Origin of the sequence: Kitasatospora sp. NBC_00070 (assembly GCF_045041205.1) — a bacterium.
Classification (GTDB): Bacteria; Actinomycetota; Actinomycetes; order Streptomycetales; family Streptomycetaceae; genus Kitasatospora.
On record NZ_CP108247.1, the window covers coordinates 767,151 to 783,586 of the forward strand.

The 16,436-nt window shown below is 73.2% G+C and carries 18 protein-coding genes; 8 read left to right on the forward strand and 10 right to left on the reverse strand.

The features are described from left to right. Positions 1-4 precede the first annotated feature (4 nt). From OHV05_RS03540 to OHV05_RS03550, 3 genes are read right to left on the reverse strand one after another with little or no spacing between them, the layout of a single operon-like run. The gene (locus tag OHV05_RS03540) at positions 5-1,726 is read right to left on the reverse strand and encodes an urease subunit alpha (RefSeq protein WP_405016284.1); all 1,722 of its coding nucleotides are present in this window, start codon (positions 1,724-1,726) and stop codon (positions 5-7) included. After that, entirely contained in the window at positions 1,719-2,030 is a 312-nt protein-coding gene (locus tag OHV05_RS03545) for an urease subunit beta (RefSeq protein WP_405016285.1), read from the reverse strand. The genes OHV05_RS03540 and OHV05_RS03545 overlap by 8 nt, the downstream gene beginning before the upstream one ends. After that, complete coding sequence (locus OHV05_RS03550) at positions 2,027-2,329, reverse strand: urease subunit gamma (protein ID WP_403039757.1); 303 nt, start codon at positions 2,327-2,329, stop codon at positions 2,027-2,029. The genes OHV05_RS03545 and OHV05_RS03550 overlap by 4 nt, the downstream gene beginning before the upstream one ends. Positions 2,330-2,634: 305 nt before the next feature. Between OHV05_RS03550 and OHV05_RS03555 the strand changes: the two genes are divergently transcribed. Then, positions 2,635-3,858, forward strand: a complete 1,224-nt coding sequence (locus OHV05_RS03555; protein ID WP_405016286.1) for a glycerophosphodiester phosphodiesterase — start codon at positions 2,635-2,637, stop codon at positions 3,856-3,858. Positions 3,859-3,912: 54 nt separating this feature from the next. On the opposite strand, the gene OHV05_RS03560 is transcribed toward OHV05_RS03555, so the two are convergent. The 5 genes from OHV05_RS03560 to OHV05_RS03580 all read right to left on the reverse strand — a co-directional run bounded on the left by OHV05_RS03560 (position 3,913) and on the right by OHV05_RS03580 (position 9,388). After that, entirely contained in the window at positions 3,913-5,061 is a 1,149-nt protein-coding gene (locus OHV05_RS03560) for a DUF3103 family protein (RefSeq protein WP_405016287.1), read from the reverse strand. A 197-nt stretch (positions 5,062-5,258) separates the two neighbouring features. Further along, positions 5,259-5,912 carry a response regulator gene (locus OHV05_RS03565; RefSeq protein ID WP_405016288.1) on the reverse strand — a complete coding sequence of 218 codons (654 nt, stop codon included), beginning with the start codon at positions 5,910-5,912 and terminating at the stop codon, positions 5,259-5,261. 23 nt (positions 5,913-5,935) lie between these two features. Continuing rightward, positions 5,936-7,258, reverse strand: a complete 1,323-nt coding sequence (locus OHV05_RS03570) for a sensor histidine kinase (RefSeq protein ID WP_405016289.1) — start codon at positions 7,256-7,258, stop codon at positions 5,936-5,938. A gap of 16 nt (positions 7,259-7,274) precedes the next feature. Continuing rightward, entirely contained in the window at positions 7,275-8,573 is a 1,299-nt protein-coding gene (locus OHV05_RS03575; protein ID WP_405016290.1) for an FtsX-like permease family protein, read from the reverse strand. After that, positions 8,570-9,388, reverse strand: coding sequence for an ABC transporter ATP-binding protein (locus OHV05_RS03580; protein WP_405016291.1), 819 nt, complete (start codon positions 9,386-9,388; stop codon positions 8,570-8,572). Before OHV05_RS03580 ends, OHV05_RS03575 begins: the two co-directional genes overlap by 4 nt. 169 nt (positions 9,389-9,557) lie before the next feature. Here OHV05_RS03580 and OHV05_RS03585 point away from each other — a divergent pair, with 169 nt between their 5' ends. From OHV05_RS03585 to sph, 3 genes are all read left to right on the forward strand, one after another. Next, complete coding sequence (locus OHV05_RS03585) at positions 9,558-10,130, forward strand: TetR/AcrR family transcriptional regulator (protein ID WP_405016292.1); 573 nt, start codon at positions 9,558-9,560, stop codon at positions 10,128-10,130. 73 nt (positions 10,131-10,203) lie between these two features. Continuing rightward, entirely contained in the window at positions 10,204-11,244 is a 1,041-nt protein-coding gene (locus tag OHV05_RS03590) for an SDR family oxidoreductase (RefSeq protein ID WP_405016293.1), read from the forward strand. Between the two features lie 245 nt (positions 11,245-11,489). Beyond that, entirely contained in the window at positions 11,490-12,464 is a 975-nt protein-coding gene (gene sph, locus OHV05_RS03595) for a sphingomyelin phosphodiesterase (protein ID WP_405016294.1), read from the forward strand. A 68-nt stretch (positions 12,465-12,532) separates the two neighbouring features. Here the strand turns inward: sph and OHV05_RS03600 are convergent, their stop codons facing one another. Beyond that, on the reverse strand, positions 12,533-12,958 hold the full coding sequence (locus tag OHV05_RS03600) for an SRPBCC family protein (protein WP_405016295.1): 426 nt from the start codon (positions 12,956-12,958) through the stop codon (positions 12,533-12,535). 173 nt (positions 12,959-13,131) lie between these two features. Here OHV05_RS03600 and OHV05_RS03605 point away from each other — a divergent pair, with 173 nt between their 5' ends. The 3 genes from OHV05_RS03605 (at position 13,132) to OHV05_RS03615 (ending at position 15,019) form a co-directional block, all read left to right on the forward strand. Beyond that, complete coding sequence (locus tag OHV05_RS03605; protein WP_405016296.1) at positions 13,132-13,791, forward strand: VanZ family protein; 660 nt, start codon at positions 13,132-13,134, stop codon at positions 13,789-13,791. Then, entirely contained in the window at positions 13,692-14,402 is a 711-nt protein-coding gene (locus OHV05_RS03610) for a DUF4230 domain-containing protein (RefSeq protein ID WP_405016297.1), read from the forward strand. Before OHV05_RS03605 ends, OHV05_RS03610 begins: the two co-directional genes overlap by 100 nt. Positions 14,403-14,500: 98 nt before the next feature. Then, positions 14,501-15,019, forward strand: coding sequence for a hypothetical protein (locus OHV05_RS03615; protein ID WP_405016298.1), 519 nt, complete (start codon positions 14,501-14,503; stop codon positions 15,017-15,019). 7 nt (positions 15,020-15,026) lie between these two features. Here the strand turns inward: OHV05_RS03615 and OHV05_RS03620 are convergent, their stop codons facing one another. Then, positions 15,027-15,962: a DUF389 domain-containing protein gene (locus OHV05_RS03620; protein ID WP_405016299.1), complete on the reverse strand. Its 936-nt coding sequence runs from the start codon at positions 15,960-15,962 to the stop codon at positions 15,027-15,029. 165 nt (positions 15,963-16,127) lie between these two features. Here OHV05_RS03620 and OHV05_RS03625 point away from each other — a divergent pair, with 165 nt between their 5' ends. Continuing rightward, complete coding sequence (locus OHV05_RS03625) at positions 16,128-16,415, forward strand: DUF1905 domain-containing protein (protein ID WP_405016300.1); 288 nt, start codon at positions 16,128-16,130, stop codon at positions 16,413-16,415. The last annotated feature ends 21 nt before the right edge of the window (positions 16,416-16,436 follow it).

Genomic DNA, 16,436 nt, shown 5'->3' on the forward strand with positions numbered 1-16,436 from the left:
ACGGTCAGAACAGGAAGTACCGCTGGGCCAGCGGCAGTTCGGCGGCCGGGGCGGGGGTGACGGTCTCGCCGTCGATGGTGACGGTGAAGGTGTCGGGGTCGACCCGGACCTCGGGCCGGGCGGTGTTGTTGACCAGGTGGTCCTTGGTGACGCCCCGGGTGTTCCCGATCGCGGTGAACGGCTTGGTCAGGCCGAGCCGTTCGGGCAGGCCGTGCTCGATCGCCGCCGGGGCGGTGAAGTTGACCGAGTTGGCGCCGGGCGCCCGGCCCATGGCGCCGAACATCGGCCGGGGGAAGACGGGTTGCGGGGTCGGGATGGAGGCGTTGGCGTCGCCCAGCTGGGCCCAGGCGATCTGCCCGCCCTTCACCACCAGGTCCGGCTTGACCCCGAAGAAGACCGGCGACCAGAGCACCAGGTCGGCCAGCTTGCCGGGTTCCACCGAGCCGATCTCGTGGTCCATGCCCTGGGCGATCGCGGGGTTGATGGTGTACTTGGCCACGTACCGCCGGGCCCGCCGGTTGTCGGCCCGGCCGTCGCCGGGCAGCGCGCCCCGGCGGGCCTTCATCACGTGCGCGGTCTGCCAGGTGCGCATCACCACCTCGCCGATCCGGCCCATCGCCTGGGAGTCGGAGCTGATGATGGAGATCGCGCCGAGGTCGTGCAGAACGTCCTCGGCCGCGATGGTGGAGGGGCGGATCCGGGACTCGGCGAACGCCAGGTCCTCGGGCACGTGCGGGCTGAGGTGGTGACAGACCATCAGCATGTCGAGGTGTTCGTCCACCGTGTTCACGGTGTGCGGCCGGGTCGGGTTGGTGGAGCTGGGCAGCACGTTGAGCTCGGAGACCACCGTGATGATGTCCGGTGCGTGCCCGCCGCCCGCGCCCTCGGTGTGGTAGGCGTGGATGCCCCGGCCCGCGATCGCGGCCAGCGTGTCGGCGACGAACCCCGCCTCGTTCAAGGTGTCGGTGTGGATGGCCAGTTGGGCCCCCGACTCGTCACACACCCGCAGGCAGGCGTCGATCGCGGCGGGGGTGGCGCCCCAGTCCTCGTGGATCTTGAAGCCGAGCGCCCCGGCCCGCAGCTGGTCGTGCATGGAGACGGTGTTGACCGTGTTGCCCTTGCCGAGCAGCCCCAGGTTGACCGGCACGCCGTCCATCGCCTCGAACATCCGGGCCAGGTGCCAGGCCCCCGGGGTGATGGTGGTGGCCTTGCTGCCCTCGGCCGGTCCGGTGCCGCCGCCGACCAGCGTGGTGATGCCCGAGGCGAGCGCCTCGTCGGCCAGTTGGGGGCAGATCAGGTGCACGTGCGCGTCGATCGCGCCCGCGGTGAGGATCTTCCCGTTGCCCGCGATCACCTCGGTCTCCGGGCCGATCACCAGCTGCGGGTGCACCCCGTTCATGGTCTCCGGGTTGCCAGCCTTGCCGAGCGCGGTGATCCGGCCGTCCCGGATGCCCACGTCGGCCTTGACCACGCCCCAGTGGTCCAGCACCACCACGCCGGTGATCACGGTGTCCGGCGCGCCCTCGGCCCGGCTGGTCCTGGCCTGGCCCATCGACTCCCGGATCACCTTGCCGCCGCCGAAGACCGCCTCGTCCCCGCCGGCGCTGCGGTCCTCCTCCACCTCGATCAGCAGGTTGGTGTCGGCCAGCCTGATCCGGTCGCCGACCGTCGGGCCGTACAGCGCGGCGTACCGCTGCCTGCTCAGCCGCAGTGCGTGGTCAGTCATCCAGCCCACCCCCGGTCTCCCCGCGCAGCCCGTGCACCTCGCGCCGGCCGCCGATCGGCACCAGCCCCACCTCGACCGGTATGCCCGGCTCGAACCGGACGGCCGTCCCGGCCGGGATGTTCAGGCGCAGCCCGTACGCCGCCCCGCGGTCGAACTCCAGGCCCGGGTTGGCCTCGGCGAAGTGGTAGTGCGAGCCGACCTGGACCGGCCGGTCGGCGCCGTTCACGGCGGTCAGCACGGTCACCGGCAGTCCGGCGTTCAGGCCGATGTCGCCCTCGCCGTACAGGACTTCGCCGGGCGTCACAGGATCGGCCCGTGCACGGTGACCAGCTTGGTGCCGTCCGGGAAGGTGGCCTCCACCTGGACGTCCGGGATCATCTCGGCGATCCCCTCCATCACGTCCTTGCGGCCCAGCACGTGGCGGCCGGACTCCATCAGCTCGGCGACGGTCCGGCCGTCCCGGGCACCCTCCAGCACGTGCGAGGTGATCAGCGCGACCGCCTCGGGGTGGTTGAGCGTCAGCCCGCGGGCCTGCCGGGCGCGGGCCACGTCGGCGGCGACGTGGATGAGCAGGCGCTCCTGCTCGTGGGGAGTGAGCCTCATTCTGCACACACCTAGGGAGGGGGGTTTTCGGCATACCGTAGCGGACCCGCCGAGCACGCACCACAGGCCCCCAGCTGGGCTTCTGACGTTCTTTTACAGCTTTTTACGGTGTGATTTCCGGGCGATTTCCTTTTCCTCTCACCGACATTCCCCCGACTCTTCCGAGTCTTTTCCGGAGCCGTCGCCGCGCCCCGGAGCGCCCCGACGTCACGCGAGCTTTCCACAGGGTTCGCCCGGAAGGCGGCGACAGCGGCCCGCCCGGCTCCTACCGTTCGGTAGGTACCGACATCGACCCGGGAGACGACATGACGGAGCTTCACACCCCTGAGCAGGCCGACGCCTCACGCCGCTGGTTCCTGCGCACCAGCGGCGTGCTCGGTCTCGGCGCGGCCGCACTGAGCACCGCCGGCGTCGGCGAGGCCCTGGCGGCCGACGAGGGGTCGGCCGAGCGCCGCCCGGCCGGCACCCGCTCCCCGGTCCGCACCGGCACCGGCCTGGACCGGCTGCCGCACCCGCTGGTGGTCGGCCACCGGGGCGCCAGCGGGTACCGCCCCGAGCACACCCTCGGCTCCTACCAGCACGCGCTGGACCTGGGCGCCGACGTGATCGAGCAGGACCTGGTGCCCACCAAGGACGGTGTCCTGGTGGTCCGGCACGAGAACGAGATCGGCGGCACCACCGACGTCGCCGACCACCCCGAGTTCGCCGCCCGGAAGACCACCAAGACGGTCGACGGCCGGGCGGTGACCGGCTGGTTCACCGAGGACTTCACGCTCGCCGAGCTGCGCACCCTGCGCGCCAAGGAGCGGCTGCCGCTGCAGCGTCAGCACAACACCCTCTACGACGGCCGCTGGGCGGTGCCGACCTTCCGTGAGGTGGTCGAGTTCGCCCAGCAGCGGTCCCGCGCCACCGGCCGCGAGGTCTGGCTCTACGTCGAGACCAAGCACCCCAGCTACTTCCGCTCGATCGGCCTGCCGCTGGAGGAGCGCCTGGCCACCGAGCTGCGCCGGGCCGGGCTGGCCGGCCGCAACGGCCGGGCGATCCTGCAGTCCTTCGAGCCCAGCAGCCTGCAGCGGCTGGCCAAGCTGGTCGACAACCCCCGGATCCAGCTGCTCGGCGACGCGGCCACCCAGCCGTACGACTTCGTGCTCGCGGGCGACAAGCGCACCGTCGCCGACCTGGTCACCCCGAACGGGCTGCGCTGGATCGCGGGCTTCGCCCACGGCCTCGGCCCGACCACCAACCTGATCGCCCCGGTCGACCCGGCCACCGGCAAGCTGCTCCCGGTCACCACCCTGGTCGCCGACGCCCACGCCAAGGGCCTGCTGCTGCACCCCTACACGCTGCGCAACGAGAACGCCTTCCTGCCCGTCGACTTCCGGCGCGGCACCGACCCGAACGCCTACGGCGACCCGATCGCCTGGGCCCGCCTCCTGATGGAGCAGGGCGTCGACGGCTTCTTCACCGACCAGGCCGACACCAGCGTCCTGGCCCGCGCCGACTTCTGGTCCGCCCACCACGTCGGCTGACCACCGTCCGGTGTGTCCGGCCGCCTGCCCACCGGGCAGGCGGCCGGGCCGCTCTCAGAACTGCTGGACGTAGTACGGCTCGACGGTCATCCAGCCGTTGCCGCGCGCCCCGTTCAGCTGACCCGAGCTGGTCCGGGCCAGGGTGTACCAGGACTCCACGTAGTCCGGGTCGTCGGTCCACCAGGACTCGGGCAGCGCACCCAACACGGCGTTCACCAGCGGGATGTAGGCGCCCTGGTCGGCGATGGTGAGCAGGACGGCGGCCACCGCCTGGGCGAGGGCCAGGTAGTTGGTGTCACCGTCGTCCTCCATCAGGACGACGTCGGCCAGGTTGTACTTGTAGCTGGACCAGTTCACCAGGATCTGGTTCGGGTAGTACGTGGTGCCGTCGTACTGGAGGTACGGCATGGCGACCGAGTCGACCCGGACCTTGCCGTCCTGGCCGAAGCCGCTCACCAGGGCGAACATCTCGGCCGCGCCCTTGAACCAGGGCTCCTCGTCGTCGTTCACCCGGACGGACGTGATCTTGGTGCCCCACCAGCCGCCGGCCGCCTGCGCGGTGGCGGCCCCATCGGTCGAGGCGGCATCGACCCCACGGGCCCGCAACTCCCGCTGGAGCAGCTCGACTCCGGCGGTGAGCGTCTTGGCCGTGTCGAGGTCCACCAGGTAGACCGGCCGGGCCGGCACCGAGCCGGTCTCCAACGCGTACGCGCGGCCTGCGGTGTCGTAGGCCCGTACGGTGCGGGCGTGCTCGTCGGTGGCGGCGGTCGCCACCAGCGGTGCGACACCGGCGTCCAGTGCGGCCCGCATCGAGGGGTCGGCCAACTGGACCCGCAGCAGCGGGCCGAGGCCCGCGCCGAGGCCCTTGGCGGTGGCGATGCCCCGGTCGGCCCGCTCGGCGGCCTCGGCCAGACCTCGGGCGGCGGAGCCGGGGACGGCGGCGGCCAGCGGGGCGAGTGCGGCGGGGCCGCTCCCGGCCGCGGTGGTGCTGCGCAGGCGCTCGCGCAGGGCGGGGTCGGTGAGGGCGGTCGCCAGCGACCGGGCGGCCTCGTCCTCGATCGCCGACACCCGGCCGGCGGCCGGGGCCTGACCGACCGTGACGGGGTGCGGAGCGGGTTCGGCCAGCGCCGGGACGGTGCCGAGCGCGAGCAGGGACAGGGCCGCGAGGGCGACGACGGCGCGCCTCGGACGGAAGTGCGGCATGCGGGATCTCCAGACTCGTCGGGGGAGGTGTCGGAGCATCGGAGCACGGTGCGGTGGGGCGTGCGGAACGGCACCGCGCGCCGGAGCGGCGGCGCCATGACAAGTGAAGGGCCTCCCCGACGCCAGATCAACCCCCGTTCAGGGAACGGCCGGTCCGGCCCACGTGAACGCCGCGTGCTCCCCCGGGCCCGGCCGGGTCACCTCGGCGCCGCGCCGAGATAGCGCAGCACGGCCAGCACCCGGCGGTGCTCGCTCTCGGTCCGGGGCAGGTCCAGCTTCGCGAAGATCCCCGCCACGTGCTTCTCCACCGCCCGCTGGGTGACCGTCAGTTCGGCGGCCACCGCGGCGTTGGTCAGCCCCTGGGCCATCAGCACCAGCACCTCACGCTCGCGCGGACTCAGCGCGTCCACCCCGCTGCTGTGCCGACGGATCGCCATCAGCTGGGAGACCACCTCCGGGTCGAGCGCGGTGCCGCCCGCCGCCACCCGGTGGATCGCGTCCACGAAGTCGTCCACGTCGGCGACCCGGTCCTTGAGCAGGTAGCCGATCCCGGACGCCCCGGTGGCCAGCAGTCGCGCGGTGTACCGGGTCTCGATGTACTGGGAGAACAACAGCACACCCAATCCCGGGTGTTCCAGCCGGAGTTGGATCGCCGCCCGGAGCCCCTCGTCGGTGTGGTCCGGCGGCATCCGGACGTCGGCCACCACCACGTCGGGACGGTGCTCCGCGACCGCCCGGTGCAGCGCCTCGGCATCGCCGACCGCCGCCACCACGTCGAAGCCGCGCTCGCCGAGCAGCTGGACCATGCCCTGCCGCAGGACGGCGGCGTCCTCGGCCATCACGATGCGCATGCTGCTCTCCGGTGTCGTCGGTGTCAGGTGGTGACACCGGGTCGGGCGGGAAGCTCCACCGTAACGGCCGTCGGCCCGCCCGCCGGGCTGTCCACCCGAAGGATCCCGTCCACCGCCCGGACCCGCTCGGCCAGCCCCGACAGCCCGCTGCCGCCGCCCGCCGTACCCGGCAGCAGGACCGCCCCGCCGCGGCCCTCGTCCCGGACCACCAGCCGCAGCAGACCGGCCGACTGCCGGGCCGTCAGCTCGATCAGCTCCGCACCGGAGTGCCGGGCGGCGTTGCTGAGCAGCTCCGAGGCGCAGAAGTAGGCGATCGTCTCGACCTCCTCGGGAAGCCGCCCCGGCAGTTCGGTACGCAGCCGGACCGGCACGCCGGTGCGGGCGGCGAGCGTCTCCAGCGCGGCGTCCAGGCCGGTGTCCAGTACCGGCGGGTGGATCCCGCGCACCAGGTCGCGCAGGTCGCCGACGGCGGTGCGGGCGTTGCCGAGCGCCTGGTCGACCAGTTCCTTGCCCCGGCTCAGGTCGGCGGCCGGGATCGTCCCGTCCGGACCGAGCCGGTCGAGCCTGGACCGGGCCGAGGCGAGCGCCAGGGTGACCGCGATCAGCTGGGCCTGGGCACCGTCGTGCAGGTCGCGTTCGATCCGGCGCAGCGTCATCGCCGAGTCGTGGACGACCACGGCCCGCCGCTCCTCCAAGTCCCTGACCCGCTCGGAGAGTCGGCTCGGCCCGAGCAGCACCCGGCCCAGGTGCCGGGTCAGCACCAGCAGCCGCCGGCCCACCCAACCCGCGAACGCCAGCACGCCCAGCCCGGCCAGGGCGACCAGCAGGGAGCTCGGCACGGTGTCCAGCGCCAGGGTCCCGAGGCTCAGCCCCCGGTGCCCGTCCGCGCTGACGGACCGCCACCACAGCGGGTAGAGCACCCCGGCGAGCCCGTACAGCCGCAGGCCGACGGTCACCGCCAGCACCAGGAGGCTCAGCGGCGCGGCCAGCAGGACGAAGGCCAGCGTCCGCCAGCTCGCGCCGTCGGTCAGCCGGGCCCGCAGCGCCGCGCCGCCGCCCGCAGCGGGACTCGGCGGGGCCGGGACCTCCTCGCCGAGCAGTCCGCGCAGCAGTCGGCGGTGCACCGCGCCGATCCCACGCCCGGCGGTGAGCACGGCGGCCAGCAGGGGAAGGCCGAGATGGGTGACCGACAACACCAGGGCCACCGCGAGCACGGGGTAGAGCAGGGCCACGCCGAGCAGCCCGGGAAGCGGGCCGACCAGGGCGTACCCCAGCTCGCGGAGGTCGGCCCGGCCGGCCGGCACGCCGAATGCCCGTAGCGTCCGCCGCGCCCGCGCACCGCTCACCTCGTCCCCCGCTTCCTCACGTGGTCACGCCCGAGGCCGGACGGATCGTCAGCAGCCGGACCAGGGGGCCGACCGAGGAGACTACAACGAGGCCGGTCACGGCGAGCGCCAGGCCGCCCCAGACCTGGAGCGGCAGCTGGGCGGGCCCCGGCGCACCGAGCCGTACCAGTGGTGCGGTGGCGGCACCCGCGACCGCCGCGCCCAGCCCGAAGGCGGTCCCGGCGACCAGCACCGCCTCCAGCAGCGCCATCCGGACCAGCTGGGCAGGACCCGCGCCGATCAGCCGTAGCAGGGCCACCTCGCGTCGGCGTGCCAGCATCAGCATGACCAGCGTGTCCACCGCCACCAGGGCGGCGAATCCGCCGTAGAGCGCGGTCGCGAACAGGTCGATCCACGGCGGGTCCTGACGTCCCACCAGGCTGCCGAGCTTGGCCAGCGTGAAAGCGACCACCAGCGCCACCGGAGTGATCGCCGCCGACAGCCGCCGGGACCGGGCCCGGCTGTTGGCGACCGCCAGCTCCCCCGGCGCCCCGAACAGCCGCAGCGGCACGGCGGCCACCGCGGCCGCCAGCCGGCCGAGCAGCGGGCCGGCCAGCGCGACCGCGACCAGGTACCCGAGCAGCAGCAACGGGACGTGTTCGGCCACCTCCTCGGCCGGTTCGGCGGCCACGGCGGACTGCAGTACCACCGCCCCCGCCAGCGCCACCGCCGCGAGCACGCCCCGCAGCCACAGCGGGCCGCCGCCGGGACCGGCCGCCTCGCCGAGCGCGGCGGCCGGGCGCAGCCTGGCCGCCCGCTGTGCGGCCAGCAGGCCGCCGAGCAGTGCGGTGACGGTGAGCACGACCGCTGCCGCCACCGCGGGCGGCCAGCCGACGGTCAGTCGGAGCCCGGCCGGCACCAGGCCCCGGTCGGCCATCGCGCCGAACCACCACCGGGCCAGCAGCACACCCGACCCGTAGCCGACGGGCAGCGCGGGGGCGGCGGTGAGCAGCGTCTCGGCGACCACCGCGCGCCGGACCTGCCACGGGCCGGCGCCGACCGTGCGCAGCAGTGCCGTCTCCCGCTGCCGCTGGGCCACCGCCAGGGCGGCCACCTGGGCGGTGGCGAAGATCGACAGGTAGACGGTGACCAGGGTGAAACCGATCCCGATGGTGGTCAGGTCCTCGCGCTGCGGGGACGGCGGCGCGGCGGACGCCGTGACCAGGACCGCCACCGAGGCGGTGATCACCGTCGCGGACAGCACCAGCGCGGCGAGGACGCCGACGGCTGCGGCGGGACGGGAGCGCAGCGAGGCGCGGGCCAGGCCGGTGGTCACGCCGCGACCTCCGGTCGGACCGTCGACGTGGTCAGGGCGCGCATCCGGGTGGCGATCCGGCGGGCCGCCGCCTCCCGCTGCTCCTCCCCGCCGTCGGCACCGGACAGATCGGCGCCGGGCAGGTCCGCCACGATCCGGCCGTGGTCCAGCACCAGCACCCGGTCCGCCCAGGCCGCCGCCGCGGTGTCGTGGGTGACCAGCACCACGGTGGCGCCGCGGGCGTCGACCGAGCGCCGCAGCAGGCCGAGGACCTCGGCGGCGGTGCCGGAGTCCAGCGCACCGGTGGGCTCGTCGGCGAACAGCACCTCGGGCTCGGTGATCAGGGCCCGGGCGATGGCCACCCGTTGCTGCTGCCCACCGGAGAGCTGACCGGGACGCTGCCGGGCCCGGTCGGCCAGGCCGACCTCCGCCAGGGCCCGGGCGGCCTGCCGGCGGTCGGCGCGGCGTCCGTCCAACCGGAGCGGCAGCAGCACGTTCTGTTCGACCGTCAGGGCCGGGAGCAGGTTGAACTGCTGGAAGACGAAGCCGACCCGGGCTCGTCGCAGCCGGGTCAGCCGCCGTTCCCGCAGGCCGGTCAGCTCCTGGCCGCCGAGCCGGACCGAACCGCTGGAGGGCCGGTCCAGGCCCGCGGCGCACTGCAGGAAGGTGCTCTTCCCCGACCCGGACGGCCCCATCACGGCGGTGAAACTGCCCCGGGGCAGCCGGAGGTCGATCCCGCGCAGGGCGTGCACGGCGTTGCCGCCGCGTCCGTACTGCCGGGTCACGCCGCGCAGGTGCAGTGCGTCGGGTGAGGTGGACGGTTCGTGGTCCGGCATCGCGGTCTCCTTCGATGGCCGGCGGGCGCCGACGCTGCTCCGAACCTACGGAGCCGCAGGTCGACCGGGCACTGGGGTGGCCACCCGAGTCCGGGGTTCGGAAATACCGAACCCCCCGGCGGTCCGAGCCGATTGACCGGAATATGCAGACCGGTCTATTCTCGCCGCCATGGGAGCCAAGGGCGAGGAGACGCGGGCCCGGCTGGTCCGGGCCACCCGGGATCTGCTGGAGGCCCAGGGGTACGCCGCCACCGGGCTCAATCTGGTGCTGGCGGAGAGCGGCACCCCCCGCGGGTCGCTGTACTTCCACTTCCCCGAGGGGAAGGACCAGTTGGTGACCCAGGCGCTCACCGAGGCCGGGCGCGAGATGAGCGACCTGATCGAGCTGCTCCGGGACACCCGCACGGCGGGGGCGGCCGAGGTGATCAGCCGGCTGATCGGCCTGCTGGCCGGCCGGATGGAGCAGTCCGACTACCGCAAGGGCTGCCCGCTGGCCACCGTCGCACTGGAGGTCTCGGCCACGAACGAGTCGCTCCGCCGCCTGTGCGCCGACACCTACGCGGCCTGGCAACAGGCCCTGGCCGAGCTGCTGGTGACGGAAGGCCACTCCCCCGCCCGGGCGGATGCCGCCGCCGGAGCGGTGCTCGCCCTGCTCGAAGGCGCCCTCCTGCTGGCCCGCGTGCAGCGCAGCCGCCTCCCGCTCGACCAGGCGGCCCGCTCCGCCGAGCTGCTGCTCACCTGAGCCTGCCGGGCCCACTGCTCCGTGTCTCCGCCCGTCCAGAAATTATGTAGACCGGTCTATTAAGGAAGAACGCATGACCGCAACCACGCTCGTCCTCGGCGCCAACGGTTTCATCGGTCGCTGGCTGGTGCGCGAACTCCTCGACCAGGGGCACCCGGTGGCCGTCGGCATCCGGTCCGGCCGGGACACCGAGCTCCGGCGCTGGCTTACCGCCCACGACACCGCGACCGACGCCCTCACCACCGTCGCCGCCGACATCACCCGCCCCGACCTCGGCCTCTCCCCCGCCGATCACGAACGGCTGGCGGAGGTCCGCGACATCCACAACCTCGCCGCGCTGTTCCGCTTCGGCCTCCCCCGCGACGAGGCCCGTACCGCGAACCGGGACGGCGCCGTCCACGTCCTGCGCTGGGCCGCCGCCCGGCCCGCCCCCCGCCGCCTGGTGCACCTCTCCGGCTACCGGGTCACCGGCCACCCGTCCCCACTGCCACCGGACCGCACCGAGCAGCTGTACCGCCGACTCGGCGCGTACGAGGCGTCGAAGATCGAGGGCGACAGCGCCGTCCGCGCCCTGGCCCCCGAACTCGGCGTGCCGCTCAGCGTGGTGAGCCCCAGCACCGTGATCGGACACTCCGTCACCGGCGAGGCCGGCCAGTACCTCGGCCTGGCCGCGCTGGTCGAGCAGCTGTACCGGGGCCGCCTGCCCGCCCTCGCGGGCAGCCGACGCACCTTCGTGCCCGTGGTGGCCGCCGACCACCTGGCCCGCTTCCTGGCCGCCGCCCCGCAGCACGACCGGGGCCCGCTGCACCAGCACACCGTGCTCGACCCGGCCACCCCCGAACTCCCGGCCCTGGTCGCCCTGCTGGCCGACCACCTGGGCGTCCGGGCACCCCGGCTGCGCCTCCCGGTCGCCCTGGTCCGCCGGCTGCCCCGGGCCCTGACCGGCGCCGACCCGGAGACCCTCTCGTTCCTCGCCACCGACCGCTACGACACCACCTCCGCCGACCACCTGGCCACCGCCGCCGGCCTCCACCACCCGCCCGTCGCCGAGACCCTCCGCCGCTGGGCCGACCACCTGGTCGCCACCGACTTCGGCCACGGGCGGCCGGCCTGACCGCCTGACCGCCACGCGAACCCGTGCCGGCCGCCCGGCGTGCCGGTCGTACGTACAACACCTGCACGGCAGGCACGAATTGGGTACGCTCTCGGCCGCCGCAGGTACGTACCTGACAGTAGGTCTAGTTCAAGCCGAGTTCACCGGATGCTCTCCCGACGTCTTGAAGCACGTGAACAAGCCCGAGTTGACTACACAACATCTCGTCGCCCGACGAGCCCCCTCACCCTCTTCACGGAGCCTCGATGCCCCAGACCTCCGCCCGTCGCACGGTCGCCCTCGCCGCAGCCGCCCTGCTCGGCACGCTCGCCGCCCCCACCGCGCAGGCCGAGCAGGCGCCCGTCACCGTCGCGCCGCTCAAGGTGCTGACCTACAACACCTTCCTGATGAGCACCAGCCTCTACCCCAACTGGGGCCAGGACTACCGGGCCAAGGAGATCGCGGCCGCACCGTTCTTCCAGGGCAACGACGTGGTGGTGCTCCAGGAGGCGTTCGACAACGCCGCCTCGGACAAGCTGCTCTCGCTCGCCAGAACGGCGTACCCGTACCAGACCCCCGTGGTCGGCCGCTCCACCAGCGGCTGGGACGCGACCGGCGGCAGCTACAGCTCCACCACCCCCGAGGACGGCGGGGTCACACTGCTCAGCAAGTGGCCGATCCTGCGCAAGGAGCAGTACGTCTTCAAGGACGCCTGCGGCGCCGACTGGTGGTCGAACAAGGGCTTCGTCTACGCCGTGCTGAACGTCAACGGCCAGCGCACCCACGTGCTCGGCACCCACCTCCAGTCCACCGACTCCGGCTGCTCCAACGGCCAGCCCGCCACCGTCCGGGCGGCGCAGCTGACCGCGATGAAGAACTTCGTGGACAGCAAGGGCATCCCGGCCAACGAGCCGGTGCTGCTGGCCGGCGACCTCAACGTGAACTCGCACGACTCCGAGTACCCGGCCCTGCTCGCCAACGGCAACCTGGCCCCGGCCACCAGCCGGACCGGCTGGGTCAACTCCTTCGACACCGTCGACAACTCGATCGCCGCCTACCGCTACCCGGGCGAGCCGAAGGAGGACCTGGACTACGTGCTCTACCGGGCCGACCACGCCCGTCCGCAGAGCTACGACAACAACGTGCTGCGCTTCCACAGCAAGCCGTGGACGGTCAGCAGCTGGGGCACCAGCTACACCTACAACGACCTCTCCGACCACTACCCGGTGGTCGCGGGCTGACCAGGTCGCTCCGCCTCGGGCCGTCCCTCCGGGGGCGGCCCGGGGTCCCTCCGGGGGCGGCCCGGGCGTCAGTGCGCCACCGCCCGACCCTCCACGTGCTGCTTGAAGTCCCGTAGGCAGCGCTGCACTTCGTGGGCGACGAAGCCCAGCCAGTCCCCGACCGTGTCCAGCACGCCGTGCGGGGTGTGGTCGATCTGCAGCATCACCCGGCTCCGGCCGGCCTCCAAGGCGTGGAACGTGACCACCCCGGAGTGCTCGACCCCGGCCACCGAGCGCCAGGCGATCCGCTCCCCCGGCACCCGTTCGGTGACCTCGGTGTCGAACTCCCGGCGGACGCCGTCCACTCCGGCCACCCAGTGCACCGCCGCCCCGGGGGCCGGCGCCACCTCCTCGATCCCGTGCATGAACTCCGGGAACGCGGTGAACCGCGACCACTCCCGGTAGGCGTCCTCCACCGGCACCGACACCTCGACCGACTCCGCTATGTGCGACATGGCAGCACGTCCCTTCCTGGGGTTGTCGCCCTCCGTCTGCCCTCGCCGCACGCTTCCACTCCGGCCAACTCACCTGAGGTCCAGGAGTGTTGCCGGTCCTCCTGCTTGACCGGGCCGCTGCCGGGTACACGCAGGGGACCGCGCCGAACGGCAGCGGTACTGGAGGCTGGAACGTGACGACAATCAGCGGGGGGACTCCCCGGGCCGACCACCCGGACGAGCCGGTGCCGGAGTACGACCGGCCGCCGTTCCTGCACCGACGCGGTCTGCTGTCGGTGCTGGTCCGCGGCACGGTGATGCTGCTGGCGCTGGCCGCCACGGTGGCGTTCGCGGTCGCGCTGGCCCGCGTCACCCTGCTGCCCTCCCCGGCGTCCCGCAGCATGGTGCACGCCAACCTCCGTCCGGGCGCCTCCCTCCGGGCCTACCTGGACCAGCCGGCCGTCCGCGCGGCGGTGCAGCAACTGGGCGGCAACCTGCTGCTCGGCGCCCCGTTCGGACTGTTGTTGCCCGCGCTGTTCCCGCAGGCCCGTAGTCTGCTCCGGGTCACCGGACTGACCGCACTGATCATGGTGACGGTCGAGACCGCCCAGGCCCTCCTGGTCGAGGGCCGGGCCTTCGACGTCGACGACGTCCTCCTCAACACCACCGGTGCGCTGGTCACTTGGCTACTGATCGGCCACCGCCTCAGCCGTGCCCTGCACATCCGCCGCACCGCCCCCGAGAAGGGAAGACCATGGCACCGTTCGGACGCCTCCGCAGCAGACCCCGCGCCGACCGACCCGACACCGACACCGACCGCACCGGACCCCGCCGCGCCTTCCCCTGGTACCTGAGCCTGCCCGTGACGCTGGCCGTGCTGTTCGCCCTGTTCCTGGCCGGGGCGAAGCTCGACCTCTTCCCCAGCCTGCCCAACCCGTTCGAGAAACGGAGCGTGGACCGGAGCCAGCCCGTGCTGCTGCAGTCGATCCAGCAGATGAAGCGCTTCACCGGCGCCCAGGGGAACTTCCAGGTGATCGTCGACCTCGACCACGAGGCGGCCTTCCTGCCGTCCCAACTGCTCGGCAACCGCACCCTCTACGTCGCGGCCGGGACGGTGGACGCCTACGTCGAACTTGGCGGCCTCGGCCCGCAGTCCGTCACCGTCTCCGAGGACCGGCGGACCGTGGCGCTCACCGTCCCGCACGCCCAACTCGCGCCACCGTCCATCGACCTCAAGCGCTCCTACGTCTACCTGCAGCAACGCGGCTTCTTCGACCGGATCGGCGACTTCTTCAGCAGCAACCCCGGCAACCAGCAGCAGGTCGAGGAGCTCGCCACCAAGAAGATCCAACAGGCGGCCACCGAGACCGAGTTGATACGGCAGGCCGACGACAGCACCCGCACCATGCTGACCGGCCTGCTGCACTCCACCGGCTTCACCACCGTGACGGTCACCATCGCCTGACCGCCGCCGAGGCTCCCCTGCCCGCGGTCCGGCCGACGGGCCGTTGTACTGTCTGCTCGGCCGCGACCGGGGCCGACGGACCGTCAACGGGGGAAACAGTGGACATTCGGGCCGACTACACAGCGACCGAGGCGGACCTCGCCGAGGCGATCCGGAACCACACCACACGGAGGCCGGTGCGGCGTTGGCTGCTCGCCGGCTTCTGGGTGCTGGTCGGTCTCTTCGGCCTGCTCGGCCCCTGGGGGTTCACGGTGATCGCGGTGGCCGGGCTGGCGCTGATCTGGGCGACGCCGGTCCTGCACCGCAAGATGGTGCTGATGACGGCCCGGCGGTTCAGCGGCCCCACCGTCGTACGGATCACCGGCGAGGGGCTCGGCTACGAGGTGGGGGCCACCCGACACGAGGTCCCCTGGGCCTCGGTGACCCGGGTGACGGACAACCCGGTGGCCTGGGCGGTGGCGAGCAACCTCAGGACGGCCGCCCGGGTGCCGGTGGGAGCCACCGTCCTCAAGGCCGGGCTCACCCCGGAGCAGCAGGCCGAGTTCGCCGCCTTCCTGGCCGACGACTCCCGACTGGCCGGAAAGGTCCACGGCCCCGTCAGGACGCAGCTCGCCTGAGGCCCGGTCAGCCGCGGGCCCTGGACCGCACGGACCGCCACAGCGCGTGTTGCACCGCCAGGGTCAGCACGCCCGCCACCACGATGCCCAGCAGGTTGAGCAGGAGCTGGACGGCCGAACCGACCGCCTGCGAGTAGTCCTGGTAGACCACCGCCACCGCCGCGTTGGCGGCTGCGGGGACGGTGGTCACCGAGATCGCCACCCCGACCAGCATCCCGGCCTTGGCGGAGGTGAGCGAGAGCATGCCGGCCACCCCGGCCAGCAGCGCCACCACGAAGGACATCGCGTCCGGCTGCCAGATGAACGAGGTCCCCGGCCGTGGCCCCTCGAACCGGCCCGGGCTGAACAGCCCCAGACGGTCCATCACCCACGAGAACCCGACGGTCAGCACCATCGCCACCGCGAAACCCACCAACAGCGCGTTCAGCGAACGCAGGGCGGGCCCGACCCGGCGCTGGACCGCCGCGACACAGAGTCCCGCCAGCGGCCCGAACTCCGGGCCGACCGCCATCGCCCCGACGATCAGGATCGCGCTGTCCAGCACCGCACCGCACGCCGCCAGCATGGTGGCCACCGACATGAACGCCAGATACACGGCGGTCAGCGTGGACTCCTCGTGGGTGATCTCGGCGACCGCCTCCCACACCAGCGCATCGGCCCCCTCCCCCGGTGCCAGTTCCTCGGCCTGGTCCGCCGCCTTCGACAGGACCAGCTCCACCTGCTGCGCGCTGATCGCCCCGTGCTCCGCCAGCCCCAGCGCGCGCAACCCGCTCAACACCTCGTCGGCCGCCTCCCGGGCCACGTCGCAGGACATCACGTCCCCGGCCGGTGACAGCGCCGCCCCGGGCAGCACCACCACGTGGGTGACACCCACCCAACCCTCCAGGCGGGCCAGCACGGTGTCTCGGAGGTCGGCCGGAACGATCAGTCGCAGATGCAGCACAACCGCACCCTACGACGTGACCGCGGTCCGACGGCCGGTACCGGCGCGTGCCGACAGGTCGGTCGCGGACCGCGTGACCGATGATCATCTGCCGTACTAGGGTGGTGTCCAGACCGCCGGCGGGGCAGCCCACGCCGGACCCTCCCGAACGAACGGACCGATCCCGTGGACATCGTCTTCACCGCCCGGGTGATCGAGTGGCGAGGACCCGCCCCGTTCTACTTCGTCCCCGTGCCGGCGGAACAGGCCGCCGAGGTACGCCAGGTGGCGGCGATGGCCACGTACGGCTGGGGCGTCGTTCCGGTCGAGGCCCGGATCGGTGGGACCGCCTTCGCCACCTCGCTCTTCCCCAAGGACGGTGGCTACCTGCTGCCGCTCAAGATCGCCGTGCGCAGGCCCCTGGACCTCTCGGCGGGGGACGACGTGAACGTGGCGATGACCGTTCGCCTCTGACCCCCGCGCCCCCGACCGGCC

Coding starts and splice junctions, on each gene's coding strand:
- OHV05_RS03560 (WP_405016287.1), bottom strand. CDS start 5,061: ATGCCGCACTTCCGTCCGAGGCGCGCCGTCGTCGCCCTCGCGGCCCTG.
- OHV05_RS03590 (WP_405016293.1), top strand. CDS start 10,204: ATGACCGCAACCACGCTCGTCCTCGGCGCCAACGGTTTCATCGGTCGC.
- OHV05_RS03600 (WP_405016295.1), bottom strand. CDS start 12,958: ATGTCGCACATAGCGGAGTCGGTCGAGGTGTCGGTGCCGGTGGAGGAC.
- OHV05_RS03565 (WP_405016288.1), bottom strand. CDS start 5,912: ATGCGCATCGTGATGGCCGAGGACGCCGCCGTCCTGCGGCAGGGCATG.
- OHV05_RS03585 (WP_405016292.1), top strand. CDS start 9,558: ATGGGAGCCAAGGGCGAGGAGACGCGGGCCCGGCTGGTCCGGGCCACC.
- sph (WP_405016294.1), top strand. CDS start 11,490: ATGCCCCAGACCTCCGCCCGTCGCACGGTCGCCCTCGCCGCAGCCGCC.
- OHV05_RS03555 (WP_405016286.1), top strand. CDS start 2,635: ATGACGGAGCTTCACACCCCTGAGCAGGCCGACGCCTCACGCCGCTGG.
- OHV05_RS03610 (WP_405016297.1), top strand. CDS start 13,692: ATGGCACCGTTCGGACGCCTCCGCAGCAGACCCCGCGCCGACCGACCC.
- OHV05_RS03540 (WP_405016284.1), bottom strand. CDS start 1,726: ATGACTGACCACGCACTGCGGCTGAGCAGGCAGCGGTACGCCGCGCTG.
- OHV05_RS03550 (WP_403039757.1), bottom strand. CDS start 2,329: ATGAGGCTCACTCCCCACGAGCAGGAGCGCCTGCTCATCCACGTCGCC.
- OHV05_RS03580 (WP_405016291.1), bottom strand. CDS start 9,388: ATGCCGGACCACGAACCGTCCACCTCACCCGACGCACTGCACCTGCGC.